The organism is Psychrobacter sp. Choline-02u-9 (assembly GCF_002836505.1).
GTDB lineage: Bacteria > Pseudomonadota > Gammaproteobacteria > Pseudomonadales > Moraxellaceae > Psychrobacter.
This window is the reverse complement of record NZ_PJBF01000049.1, coordinates 17,476-29,985: the sequence shown is the minus strand read 5'-3', so window position 1 is coordinate 29,985 and position 12,510 is coordinate 17,476. Positions and strand designations below refer to the sequence as shown.

Genomic DNA, 12,510 nt, shown 5'->3' with positions numbered 1-12,510 from the left:
TTCTCTGCAATTTTTTCCTCATTTGACTACTATTTATCTCATTTTAAGCCTCGCTATCTAAATGATGACACGCCCTAGTCTATATTTGCGAGTGTCTATTGAGCCATAACTTATTTTACTACGTAGCTTATTTTGCTACATAACGGTCTAGCCTAGTTTCAAGCTTGCCTTGGATGAAGGTCAAGAACAGACAAATACCCCAGTAGATAATTGCCGCTTCTGTGTAGACAAGCATAAACTCATAGTTACGAGCTGTGATAATCTGCGCTTGTTTAAATAGTTCAGTGACCAGTACCAGTGAAGCAAGTGAGGTATCTTTTACCAGACTGATAAAGGTATTAGATAACGGCGGCACCGACACTCGAAGCGCCTGCGGTAAAATCACATGACGAAAAGTCTGTAGATACGTCAAACCAACCGTCGAGCCTGCTTCCCACTGTCCTTTTGGTATCGATAAAATCGAAGCACGCACTGTCTCCGATGCATAAGCACCGATGTTCAATGAGAATGCAATAATCGCTGAAGGAAAGGGATCAAGCTTCACCCCAACACTTGGCAGACCATAGAAAATAATAAATAGCTGAACCAGCATCGGTGTACCGCGAATCGCAGACACATAGACGCGAGCGAGCCGATAGATAATTTCATGGAACCAAGTAGCACGCGGAATGATACGAATCAATGCCACTGTCAGTGCAATGGCCATACCAATCGCAAATGAGATCAATGCCAGCGGTATCGAATAATAGATACCGCCCTTGAGCATTGGCCAAAACGACGAGATGACAATCTGCGCTCGATCAGGACTCATAAATGGCAATACTGCCAATAAGTCCGCGAACCATGATGTAGACATTACAGAAGCTGACATGATAGAAACTGACATTATTTTTGTTGACTTATATCAGCACCAAAGAACTGTTCGCTAAGCTTAGTTAGCGTACCTTCAGCCGCCAATTCAGCCATTGCTTCATCTAATTTAGCTACAACTTCATCATCACCTTTGATAAGCACTAGGCCTGAACCACGCAACTCACTAGCAGGTGCTGTCAGTTTAATCTCAAGATCAGAATCTGGGAATTTCTTTAGATAATCCAATACTGCTAGATTGTCATTCATCGTAAAGTCAGCACGGTCTTGCTTCACTAACTGAATCGCTTGCGCCATACCATCGACAGGAACGATCTCTGCGCCATAACGCTCTGCAAGCTCACCGTAGTTACTGCTAAGTGATTGCGCCGTACGTAGGCCTTTTAGACCTTCCCACGAGCTATAACGGTTGTCATCAGTAGGTGCCAATACAACCGCACCTGACCAGCTATAAGCCATTGATTTGTCATACTTTGCTTTACGCTCAGGCGTGGTCAAACTGACTTGGTTAGCCACCATATCAAAGCGTTTTGAATCCAAACCAGCTAGCATCGCATCCCATTGGGTTTCTTTAAACTCAACGTCTACGCCTAATTTATCCGCGACTGCACGCGTTACTTCAACATCATAACCCGTTAGTTTGCCACTCTCATCATGGTACGTGAACGGAGGATAAGTACCCTCTGTACCGACGTTGATAGTGCCGCCGTTGTTGATACGTTGTAGCAAATCAGAACCGCCTGTTGCAGCGCTGTCAGTTGCACTGGTATCGGCTTCGTTGGTAGCAGATTGACCACAAGCGGCAAGGAACATGGTGCTGGCGGCAAGGGCTAAAAGAGTACGACGTTTCATAAGACGTCCTTATAAGAGTGAATGAATAAAGTAAAAACGCATAATGCTAATAAGACACACAGCACTAATAAAATATACGGTGCTAATAAATAGGACAAGCCGACACAGAAGAACAATATAAGCTCCTCTATGATATTCGGCTTTGGTTGCCCGATTTGAGGCTATTTGAGCTATTTTTCAATACTGTTTCTATATTATATTTTAATTTTTAGCGATTGTTCAAATATTCTGGCGAGTTTAATTAACGCTAATTGCTATCTTATTAAATAGCAGCTTATGGATATAGTATCTCACTTTAGACAGAAAAACGTACAAAATCAGTGAGCATACGTAAGCTATAGTCAGTTCAATATAATTTCGATACAAGCAAACCAAGTGCAAGTTATACATTAGTATGCTTAGCGAGGATAACGATGTAGCGGATTTATATAGGCTTGACTATATCTGCTACAATTCGCCTGAGAACTGATAGCGATCACCCGCATGCCACATTTTGACAAAGGTAACGACTTGGCCAGCCGAATAGGTCTGCCGGCGCAACACAAGCGTTGGTGACTGCGGCGCAATTTGCAAAAACTCAGCAATCTCATTTGGCGCTGCCAATGCTCGGATGGTATAGCTACCACTCTCTAGAGGGCTTTTGGCAATTAAGTAATCACTGGTATTGACCACACTAAAATCCTGATCGATAAACTTCGGCACTTTTTTGGCATCGACCCAACGTTCTTCAAACTGTATGGGCTGACCATCGGCAAAGTGAATGATTTTTACTTCATACAGGACAGCTTCATCACTAGCATCTGTCTGAGCAACCGCGTTTACAGACGTAGCCTCTTCATCAATCACAGCCCCTTCACTAATACCAAACTTACGACACAATTCATTATCGAGCATATCAGCTGTAATAACACGCTTACTCACGACCTGTGCCTCATAATCACGATTGGCAGACTTTAAATCCTCAGCGATGTTGCGTACCTCAACAAAGGTATGATTGAACTGTTGCTGCGCGACAAACGTGCCCGACCCTTGTCGACGCTCTAACACCCGCTCCTCGCTCAGCTCTTTTAGCGCACGGTTGACCGTCATTCGTGACACACCAAACTCTTCAGCCAATGCCATTTCTGTCGAAATCGCGTTGCCCGCTTGCCACTTACCAGAATGAATATTGTCTAGTATGGCGTTTTTTATACGTTGATACGCCGGAATCGTCTTTGTCATATCCGCCTTTGACCGTCAGTTTTGCTAATAGGAATGACCACATAATATCACGAGACCACCGTGCAAGCCTTAGTCAAAATGTCTGAGCGTTCAGTATTGACTAGGGGATTGTTCATCTCACTCGGTGTTATCTAAATCGGCTGAGTGAATAACAAAAATAATCAGCTCATGAAAAAAAACCTTGCATGAAAAAAGTATCTTTGATAATTTGTATATACAACTTTACAGCAGTGCTAGAAAATTTGCTTTATCGATTCGATATTTTTATGAATTTAGATGAATACTTAGTAGTAGATAAATACTTAGTAAATGAATATCTAGACTGACTGTAAGACACTTACTCTGATGACTTTATCGCCCTATTCGCTATCACAAGGATATGATCATGACTACTGACAACGGAACCAACAAAGAGACTAAACTGACTCGCCGCGATGAGAGCCGTAATATTGCTGCGCCTACCGGTAGCACGCTACATTGCAAAAGCTGGCTGACCGAAGCCCCTTATCGCATGCTGCAAAACAACCTGCATCCTGATGTAGCAGAAAACCCAAAAAGCCTAGTCGTGTATGGTGGTATCGGACGCGCAGCCCGTAACTGGGAAAGCTACGATCAAATCTTAGAGTCATTAAAAGAATTAGAAGATGATGAGACGTTGCTAGTACAGTCTGGTAAGCCAGTCGGCGTGTTTCAAACACATGAAAACGCACCACGCGTATTGATTGCCAACTCCAACCTTGTACCGCGTTGGGCAACGTGGGAGCACTTCAACGAGCTCGATCGCAAAGACCTGTTTATGTACGGTCAAATGACTGCTGGTAGCTGGATTTATATCGGCACGCAAGGCATCGTCCAAGGTACGTATGAGACTTTTGTGGAAGCGGGTCGTCAGCATTATGACGGTAGCTGGGCGGGTCGTTGGATTTTAACCGCTGGTCTGGGCGGTATGGGCGGCGCGCAGCCACTAGCCGCAACTTTTGCGGGTGCAACGTCATTGAACATCGAATGTCAGCAGTCTAGTATCGATTTCCGTTTGCGCACGGGTTATGTCGACAAGCAAGCAGACGATCTTGACCATGCTTATGAGTTAATCAAACAACATACGGACGCGGGCGAAGCCGTCTCTATTGCTCTACTTGGTAATGCCGCAGATATCTTGCCTGAGATGGTCAAGCGTGCTAATGCTGGCGGTATGAAGCCTGACTTGGTCACCGATCAAACCTCAGCGCATGACTTGATCAATGGCTATCTACCAAGCGGTTGGACAGTAGAGGAATGGAAAGCTGCTCAAGAAGATCCAGAGCAACATGCAGCACTGACCAAAGCCGCTGCTCAGTCTTGTGCCGTACACGTCCAAGCGATTTTAGACTTGCAAGCGATGGACATTCCAGCGACTGATTACGGTAATAATATCCGTCAGGTCGCTTTTGATGAAGGGGTCAAAGATGCCTTTAATTTCCCAGGCTTTGTCCCTGCTTATATTCGTCCGCTATTTTGCCAAGGCAAAGGCCCATTCCGCTGGGTAGCGCTATCAGGTGATCCAGAAGACATCTATAAGACCGATCAAAAAATCAAAGAGCTGTTCCCTGAAAACAAGCATATCCACCGCTGGCTCGATATGGCAAAAGATCGTATTCAGTTCCAAGGCTTGCCTGCTCGCATCTGCTGGTTAGGTCTTGGTGAGCGTGACAAGGCAGGTTTGGCATTTAATGAGATGGTCAAAAACGGTGAGCTAAAAGGCCCAATTGTAATTGGTCGTGATCACCTAGACACAGGTTCTGTCGCCAGTCCAAACCGCGAAACAGAAAGTATGAAAGATGGCTCAGATGCGGTATCTGATTGGGCACTATTAAACGGCATGCTGAACGTAGCAGGCGGTGCCACTTGGGTATCACTGCATCATGGTGGCGGTGTCGGTATGGGCTACTCGCAGCATTCAGGCATGGTCATCGTGGCGGACGGTACAGATGCCGCAGCCAAACGCTTGTCAAGAGTACTGGTCAATGACTGCGGCTCAGGCGTCATGCGTCATGCCGATGCTGGTTATGAGTTGGCGATTAAGACAGCGAAAGATTATGGTTTAAACCTGCCAATGCTCAAATAATTTGCCCTCTGTCCTTATGAGCTTGTAGCTAGGCATAAGGACATAATCGCCTATTTATCAAGGAGGATAATATGATTGAACAAGACACCACCTCTGATCTGCATGATGGCCATGCAACGACATCGTCAAAAAAACTGCTATCAAAGCCTGTGGCACTGATACAGCTGATTGTCTTTAGTGCTATCGGTCTAGTGATGTTCTTTGTGCCGTTTACCATTGGTGAAAAAAGCACGATATTGTTCGATCATGGCGCGACCTACTTAGTGACGCAGCAGCATACTTTATCTGTCACGCTATTGTTTTTACTCATGCTCTACGGCGTGAGTAAACCATTTATCGACGGCTCGTGGCATAAGAATATCACTCATATGATTATGACGACTTTCAAGATCATCGGTCTGATGTTGGCAGTGATGTATGTGGCTGACATAGCGCCTACCTTTATGATGGAAAAGGACATGCTGCCGTTTCTGTTTGAAAAACTGGCCTTACCAGTCGGCATGATTATACCGCTTGGGGCACTAATATTGGCCTTCTTGGTTGGCTTTGGCTTATTAGAAATGGTTGGTGTGCTCATGCAGCCGATTATGAAACCTATTTGGAAAACCCCAGGTTCATCAGCGATTGATGCTGTAGCTTCCTTTGTCGGTAGCTACTCCATTGGCTTACTCATCACCAATCGTGTGTACTTGCAAAAGCAATATTCAGCGCGTGAAGCCATTATCATTGCGACCGGGTTTTCGACTGTATCAGCGGCGTTTATGGTTATTGTTGCCAAAACGCTTGATCTGATGGAATTTTGGAATATGTTCTTTTGGTCTACGCTAGTGATTACCTTTATTGTTACTGCGATTACTGCTCGTATTCCGCCTATCAGGCTCTTTGATGATAGCGTTGAACGTCCCGCTTTAGACCATAAAGGTGGTACACGGCTAGCAGCTGCGTTTGATGTAGGTTTATCCACTTCGCGCCGTGCCACTGACCTCAAACAAATCTTGTGGTCTAACTTTCGTGACGGTCTAACGATGGCAGCCGCTATTGTGCCTTCTATCATAGCTGTTGGCTTAACAGGATTACTGTTAGCAAAATATACACCCGTTTTCGATGCCTTGGGCTTGCTTCTCTATCCATTTACATGGCTTGGCGGCTTACCAGAACCGCTCGTCGCTGCCAAAGGCATGTCAGCGGGATTGGCTGAGATGTTCTTGCCAGCATTATTGCTAAGTGAGGCAGATATTCTGACACGCTATGTCGCAGGGGTAATCTCCATCAGCAGTGTGCTGTTCTTCTCGGCCATGATTCCGTGTGTGCTTGCGACCGAGATTCCTGTCTCTGTTGGCAAAATGGTCATCATTTGGTTCGAGCGCGTTGTACTTAGTATTTTATTGGCTGCGGCATTCGGACATCTGGCTATGTATTTCAACTGGATTGGCTAAAAAGCTCAAACTCAATAATAAATATTGCATTGATTAAAATCCTTTTAACAACTTCATTTTAATAAAGATACGAATCAAAAATAATATAACCCATATAGTCGATTCAATTTAAAAGTAGTACAAGGCAACCGAGTGTAGATGTATATGTGATACTTCAAGCGAGGTTAACGCTGTAATACTTTTATAGTGGAATGGCTATGTGACTTACAACACTAGGATTACCCCTATGAACGACATCAAACAACTAACCCTACACCCTCGCCAGCTTAGCTTTGAGATGCTACGTGATATCTACGAGCAGCCTGTCATATTGACACTACCTGAGAGCGCTTATGAGGCGATAGATGCCTCGCACGAAGATGTACGTACCATCATTGCGCGAGATAAAAGCGCTTATGGTATCAATACTGGTTTTGGCTTACTTGCTAAGACACGTATCAGTGATGATCAGCTTGAGCTACTTCAGCGTAACCTAATCGTTTCTCACTCAGTGGGCACGGGTGAAGCTCTCCCTGCAGGCGTCGTACGACTAATTATGGTGATGAAAGTTGCCAGTCTGGCGCAAGGTGTTTCTGGTGTACGCCGCGAAGTGGTAGACAGTTTACTTGGCTTAATCAACAATCAAATCACACCCAATATTCCAGCCAAAGGTTCAGTTGGTGCATCTGGTGACTTAGCGCCATTATCACATATGACGCTGGCGATGATGGGTGAAGGCGATGTGTTTGTTGCTGGCAAAAAAGTACCTGCTGCTGACGCTCTAGCAAAGCATGGACTTGAGCCTATTACTCTTGCAGCCAAAGAAGGCCTTGCACTGATTAACGGTACGCAAGTCTCAACTGCTCTAGCATTACGTGGTTATTTCTTAGCGCGTGATTTACTTGAGACCGCCACTATTGTCGGCTCACTATCAATTGATGCTGCCAAAGGATCAGACTCACCATTTGATGCGCGTATTCACGAAGTACGTGGCCATCATGGTCAAATCGAAATCGCCAAAGCACACCGTCAATTAATCAAAGGTAGCGCTATTCGTGCCTCACATGATGGTGAGCAAGACGATAGAGTGCAAGACCCTTACTGCCTGCGTTGTCAGCCGCAAGTCATGGGTGCCTGTCTTGATATCATCAACCAAGCAGGAAAAACCTTATTAATTGAATCCAATGCAGTAACTGACAATCCACTTATCTTTAATAATGAGGATGGCCCTGTCGCCATATCGGGTGGTAACTTCCATGCTGAGCCAGTCGCTTTTGCCGCGGATATTTTAGCCTTGGCAATCGCTGAGATTGGCTCGATGTCTGAGCGCCGTGTGGCCCTACTGATCGATGCAACTCTATCAGGTGGCTTACCGCCATTCTTAGTGGATAATGCTGGGGTAAACTCAGGCTTCATGATTGCTCATGTAACCGCAGCAGCACTGGCTTCAGAAAACAAATCTATCGCCCATCCTGGTAGCGTCGACAGTATCCCGACCTCGGCTAACCAAGAAGACCATGTATCCATGGCCACCTACTGCGCACGCCGCCTATACGAGATGGCGCAAAACACCGCCACCATCATTGGTATTGAGCTATTAGCTGCTGGTCAAGGCATTGACTTCCATCGTGGACTAGATACGTCAGAGCCGTTGACTGTGGCACATCAAAAACTACGTGAGCAAGTGACTTTCTATGACAAAGATCGCTACCTAGCCCCTGATATCGAAGCGGCCAAGCAGTTAGTATTAGACGGTACGCTTGCTGAACACTGGCAGTCACTACGCAGCGATTGGTACGAGTCTAAATAAATATTAATGTGCGGAGAGCAGCGATGACAACAGCGAGAACAACAGCAACGACGACCACACGCATTAGCCATACACCTGCTGATATGACCCAGTGGACAGGACGTGCAGAGTCATTTGAGAATGCGCGTGCCCGCTATTGGTATCAGCTTGCTCAGCCTTACAAGGATCAAAACATTGGGCTAATTGGCTTTGCCTGTGATCAAGGCGTCAGACGCAATCAAGGCCGCGTGGGTGCTAGAGCTGCACCGTCATTGATTCGTCGAGCTTTTGCTACGCTGCCAGTCATCGCTGATTTGCAACAACGTTTTGATAGTCAATTATCAACCTTATTGGGTGATGCTGGCGACATTCATTGTGATGATAATGATGGCTTTGCCGACAGTATTCTTGAGCAAGCTCAGATCAAATATGCCGATGCAGTGGGCACTATCGTCAAGCAAGGTGGATTACCCATCGGGCTTGGCGGTGGTCATGCCATTGCTTATGGTAGCTTTTTGGGATTATGGCAGGCCTTAGAAAAGGCAAACGATACAACTATCAGCACAAACACAGCGCCTACTATCGGGATTATTAATTTCGATGCCCATCTTGATATTCGTCAGTCTGATGTAGCAACCTCTGGTACACCGTTTCGCCAGATTGCCGAGCATCTTGACGCACACGATCAGCCCTTTCATTATTGCTGTATTGGCGTCAGTCACTTTTCTAATACCGCCGCGCTCTTTGATCGCGCTGAGCAACTGGGCGTACAGGTTATTAGTGATGAAGACTGTCATTATCAACCTTGGGACACAATTGCCGAGCAGGTCAAAAGCTTCATAGATCAGGTTGATATTATTTATCTCACTATTGATATGGACTGTCTCCCCTCTAGTGTCGTTCCGGGTGTCAGTGCGCCTGCTGCTTTTGGTATTGAGCTTGGTTTTGTTGAGCGTATGGTCAAGCTGATTGTGTCATCAGGCAAAGTAAAAATGGCAGATATTGCTGAGATCAACCCGACCTTTGATGTGGATAGTCGTAGCTGCAAAGTCGCTGCTCGACTGCTGGCAACGATTGTAGAACAGCACTTACTTGTCAGCTAGCTCTTACAAAAAAAGGTCTTAACAGGTTACTCGCCTCCCAATTATTAGGAGCATACTATGAATGAATCAGAAAATTTTAAAGAGCAGACGCTCGACAAATCTACTATGACATCGTTTGATCAACTCATTATCAATGCCAATATTGCGACGTTTTCAGCGCACTATGGTTTTAATAATGATAAGAATGAAGACGCTCGTAGTATCCCATATGGTCAGTTAGAGAACGCGGCTATCGGTATTAAAGACGGCAAGATTGCATGGATTGGGGCACAAGAGCAAATCACGACGCATCTGCCACATTATCAAGACAATCAGGTTACAGACGCCGATGGCAAATGGCTAACGCCTGGGCTTATCGATTGTCATACGCACATTGTCTACGGTGGCAACCGCAGCAATGAATTCGAAGCGCGTTTGCAAGGGGCCAGTTACCAAGACATCGCTGCACAAGGCGGCGGTATTGTCGCGACCGTTAGTGCCACCCGCGCCGCCAGTATTGAATCGCTATTTTCCCAAAGTGAAAAACGTCTAGTCGCGCTAATGAAAGAAGGCGTCACCAGCATCGAAATCAAGTCAGGTTATGGTCTCGACTTAGACACTGAGCGCAAAATGCTTACCGTCGCGCGCCAGCTTGGCGAAAAATACGACATCCACGTCAGCACCACGTATCTTGCAGCGCACGCCTTACCACCTGAATATAAGTCTCACTTGCAAGACCGTACCGACGACTATATCGAGCAAGTCTGCGAGTGGCTATCAATCCTGCATGCAGAAGGCTTAGTCGATGCGGTCGATGGCTTTTGTGAAAACATTGCGTTTAGTAGCGATCAGATTAGACGCGTTTTTGAGGTTGCACGCTCCTTAGACCTGCCAGTCAAACTTCATTCTGAGCAATTATCTGATATTGGTGGTAGCGCCTTAGTTGCCGAATACAAAGGGCTATCTAGCGACCATTTAGAACATTTATCAGAAACTGACATAGAGAAAATGGCTGCTAGCAATACGGTTGCGGTGATATTGCCCGGAGCGTTTTATACTTTACGTGATACCAAGCTGCCACCGATTGAGGCACTGCGCAAGCATCACGTCCCTATGGCAATTTCAACTGATTGTAACCCCGGCACCTCACCGTTGACGTCGCTGTTATTGACGATGAATATGGGCTGTACGCTATTTTACTTAACCACTGAAGAGGTTTTGGCAGGAGTTACTGTTCACGCAGCACAAGCATTGGGTCTACCTAATAAAGGAAAAATAGAAGTCGGCTGTGATGCCGATTTAGCGCTATGGAATATCGCTCGTCCTGCTGACTTGGCCTATCAGATGGGGCTAAATCCCATCCAAGGCATCATGGTTCAAGGACAATGGCGCGACACAATATAATCAATCTACCTTTGTTTATCTCAATTAAAAAGCCCCAACCATTCAATGATTGGGGCTTTGCTATTTGTCCATATTAACCAACCACTAAGGCTTGTTTACCACTTATAAGTAAGACTAGTTCAAAATACCAAAAGCGACCAACGCATCAGCCACACGTTTGAAGCCAACCATATTGGCACCAGCCATATAATCGACATAACCATTGTCAGTTTGACCATATTGTTCTGAAGCATTCGCAGCACTGTCGTGGATATCTTTCATAATACCTTTTAAACGCTCATCGACTTGCTCAAAGGTTTGATATTGACGGACAGAGTTTTGCGACATTTCAAGCGCAGATACTGCTACCCCGCCCGCATTAGCAGCTTTACCAGGTGCATAATGAACACGGTGCAAACGGATACAATCAATTGCTTCCGCAGTGAGCGGCATATTAGCGCCTTCCACCACATACTTCACGCCATTTTCGACCAATAATTTGGCATCAGCTTCATTGACTTCATTTTGAGTAGCGCATGGAATCGCAATATCAGCTTCAAACTGCCACGGTTTCTGTTTGGCAAGCCACTCGCCACCATAAACATCAACATACTCTGCTAAAGGCTTGTTTTGCTGCTTTTGTTTTTTGAGCCAATCAATTTTTTCTTGATTGAGACCATTTTCATCATGCAACGTCCCTTGTGAATCAGAGACAGTTATTGCCATACCACCTAGCGCATTCACTTTTTCGGCAGCATGTAATGAGACATTACCTGCTCCTGATATCAGCACCTTTTTGCCTTGAAGCTTATCGTTCTGAGCGATGAGCATATTTTCTAAGAAGTAGACTGCACCGTAGCCAGTCGCCTCTGTACGCATCAAGCTGCCACCAAAGCCCACGCCTTTGCCAGTGATAACCCCTGTTGATTCACGCGTTAAATTCTTATACATCGCAAACATATAGCTAACTTCTCGACCACCGACGCCGATGTCACCAGCAGGCACATCCATGTCTTTGCTCACGTAATGATGTAGCTCACGCATAAAGGCATAGCAAAAACGGCGAATCTCACTGTCCGTTTTACCTTTAGGATCAAAATCTGACCCACCTTTACCGCCACCAATAGGCAAACCAGTTAGGGCATTTTTAAAGATTTGCTCAAAGCCTAAGAACTTTAATACCGACTGATTGACGGTAGGATGGAATCTAAGACCGCCTTTATAAGGGCCCAAAGCATTACAGAACTGCACACGCCAGCCACGATTGACTTGCACGTCGCCTTTATCATCTTCCCAATTGATACGAAAACCAAATACCCGATCAGGCTCTACCAAACGCTCGAATACCTTTAACGTACTATATTCAGGATGCGCATCGTATAAAGGTTGAATCGTAATTGCCACCTCTTTTACTGCTTGAATGAATTCGGGCTGATGGGCATAACGTGCTTCGACTTTTTGGATGGCTTCACTGATGCTCATGTATTTCTTCCTTAGGATAAAACTGGTGATAGTAATTATTTACATCGACGCTACAACATATTGAGTAAACAAAAGGATTATAAACGTTGATGTAAAACTGAAATCGCCCCTATACAAGATTATGTATAGAGACTGATAGGATCAAAAAAGCTGACTCAATTTGTATTTTTATAACGCATTTAGAAGTGTCAACATTTATCCCCTCATGACTGTATATCATTTTTGAGACTTATAAGTCTAGTAAATATCTTCATCATAAGAATCTATAAGCGATTTTTATTAGCTAAATTTCAGCGGCTCCGTTTGATAGCA

The 12,510-nt window shown here is 45.2% G+C and carries 9 protein-coding genes; 5 read left to right on the top strand and 4 right to left on the bottom strand.

The window, feature by feature from the left end; all coding sequences use genetic code 11:
- Positions 1-127: 127 nt before the first annotated feature.
- The 3 genes from CXF69_RS06990 to CXF69_RS06980 form a co-directional block, all read right to left on the bottom strand.
- Complete coding sequence (locus tag CXF69_RS06990) at positions 128-811, bottom strand: amino acid ABC transporter permease (protein ID WP_179797881.1); 684 nt, start codon at positions 809-811, stop codon at positions 128-130.
- A gap of 74 nt (positions 812-885) precedes the next feature.
- Positions 886-1,722 (bottom strand): amino acid ABC transporter substrate-binding protein, encoded by an 837-nt coding sequence (locus tag CXF69_RS06985; protein WP_101205194.1) that lies wholly within the window; start codon positions 1,720-1,722, stop codon positions 886-888.
- A gap of 447 nt (positions 1,723-2,169) precedes the next feature.
- Positions 2,170-2,943, bottom strand: a complete 774-nt coding sequence (locus CXF69_RS06980) for a UTRA domain-containing protein (RefSeq protein WP_101205195.1) — start codon at positions 2,941-2,943, stop codon at positions 2,170-2,172.
- A 385-nt stretch (positions 2,944-3,328) separates the two neighbouring features.
- Between CXF69_RS06980 and hutU the strand changes: the two genes are divergently transcribed.
- From hutU to hutI, 5 genes are all read left to right on the top strand, one after another.
- Positions 3,329-5,047 carry a urocanate hydratase gene (hutU, locus tag CXF69_RS06975; RefSeq protein WP_101205196.1) on the top strand — a complete coding sequence of 573 codons (1,719 nt, stop codon included), beginning with the start codon at positions 3,329-3,331 and terminating at the stop codon, positions 5,045-5,047.
- A gap of 71 nt (positions 5,048-5,118) precedes the next feature.
- Positions 5,119-6,483, top strand: coding sequence for a YjiH family protein (locus CXF69_RS06970; RefSeq protein ID WP_198551531.1), 1,365 nt, complete (start codon positions 5,119-5,121; stop codon positions 6,481-6,483).
- 226 nt (positions 6,484-6,709) lie between these two features.
- Positions 6,710-8,272 carry a histidine ammonia-lyase gene (gene hutH, locus CXF69_RS06965; protein WP_101205197.1) on the top strand — a complete coding sequence of 521 codons (1,563 nt, stop codon included), beginning with the start codon at positions 6,710-6,712 and terminating at the stop codon, positions 8,270-8,272.
- Positions 8,273-8,295: 23 nt separating this feature from the next.
- Positions 8,296-9,354: a formimidoylglutamase gene (gene hutG / locus CXF69_RS06960; RefSeq protein ID WP_101205198.1), complete on the top strand. Its 1,059-nt coding sequence runs from the start codon at positions 8,296-8,298 to the stop codon at positions 9,352-9,354.
- Between the two features lie 57 nt (positions 9,355-9,411).
- The gene (hutI, locus tag CXF69_RS06955) at positions 9,412-10,737 is read left to right on the top strand and encodes an imidazolonepropionase (RefSeq protein WP_101205199.1); all 1,326 of its coding nucleotides are present in this window, start codon (positions 9,412-9,414) and stop codon (positions 10,735-10,737) included.
- A 114-nt stretch (positions 10,738-10,851) separates the two neighbouring features.
- On the opposite strand, the gene gdhA is transcribed toward hutI, so the two are convergent.
- On the bottom strand, positions 10,852-12,198 hold the full coding sequence (gdhA, locus tag CXF69_RS06950) for an NADP-specific glutamate dehydrogenase (RefSeq protein ID WP_101205200.1): 1,347 nt from the start codon (positions 12,196-12,198) through the stop codon (positions 10,852-10,854).
- Between the last annotated feature and the right edge of the window lie 312 nt (positions 12,199-12,510).

Coding starts and splice junctions, on each gene's coding strand:
- CXF69_RS06990 (WP_179797881.1), bottom strand. CDS start 811: ATGAGTCCTGATCGAGCGCAGATTGTCATCTCGTCGTTTTGGCCAATG.
- CXF69_RS06985 (WP_101205194.1), bottom strand. CDS start 1,722: ATGAAACGTCGTACTCTTTTAGCCCTTGCCGCCAGCACCATGTTCCTT.
- hutH (WP_101205197.1), top strand. CDS start 6,710: ATGAACGACATCAAACAACTAACCCTACACCCTCGCCAGCTTAGCTTT.
- hutG (WP_101205198.1), top strand. CDS start 8,296: ATGACAACAGCGAGAACAACAGCAACGACGACCACACGCATTAGCCAT.
- CXF69_RS06980 (WP_101205195.1), bottom strand. CDS start 2,943: ATGACAAAGACGATTCCGGCGTATCAACGTATAAAAAACGCCATACTA.
- hutU (WP_101205196.1), top strand. CDS start 3,329: ATGACTACTGACAACGGAACCAACAAAGAGACTAAACTGACTCGCCGC.
- hutI (WP_101205199.1), top strand. CDS start 9,412: ATGAATGAATCAGAAAATTTTAAAGAGCAGACGCTCGACAAATCTACT.
- CXF69_RS06970 (WP_198551531.1), top strand. CDS start 5,119: ATGATTGAACAAGACACCACCTCTGATCTGCATGATGGCCATGCAACG.
- gdhA (WP_101205200.1), bottom strand. CDS start 12,198: ATGAGCATCAGTGAAGCCATCCAAAAAGTCGAAGCACGTTATGCCCAT.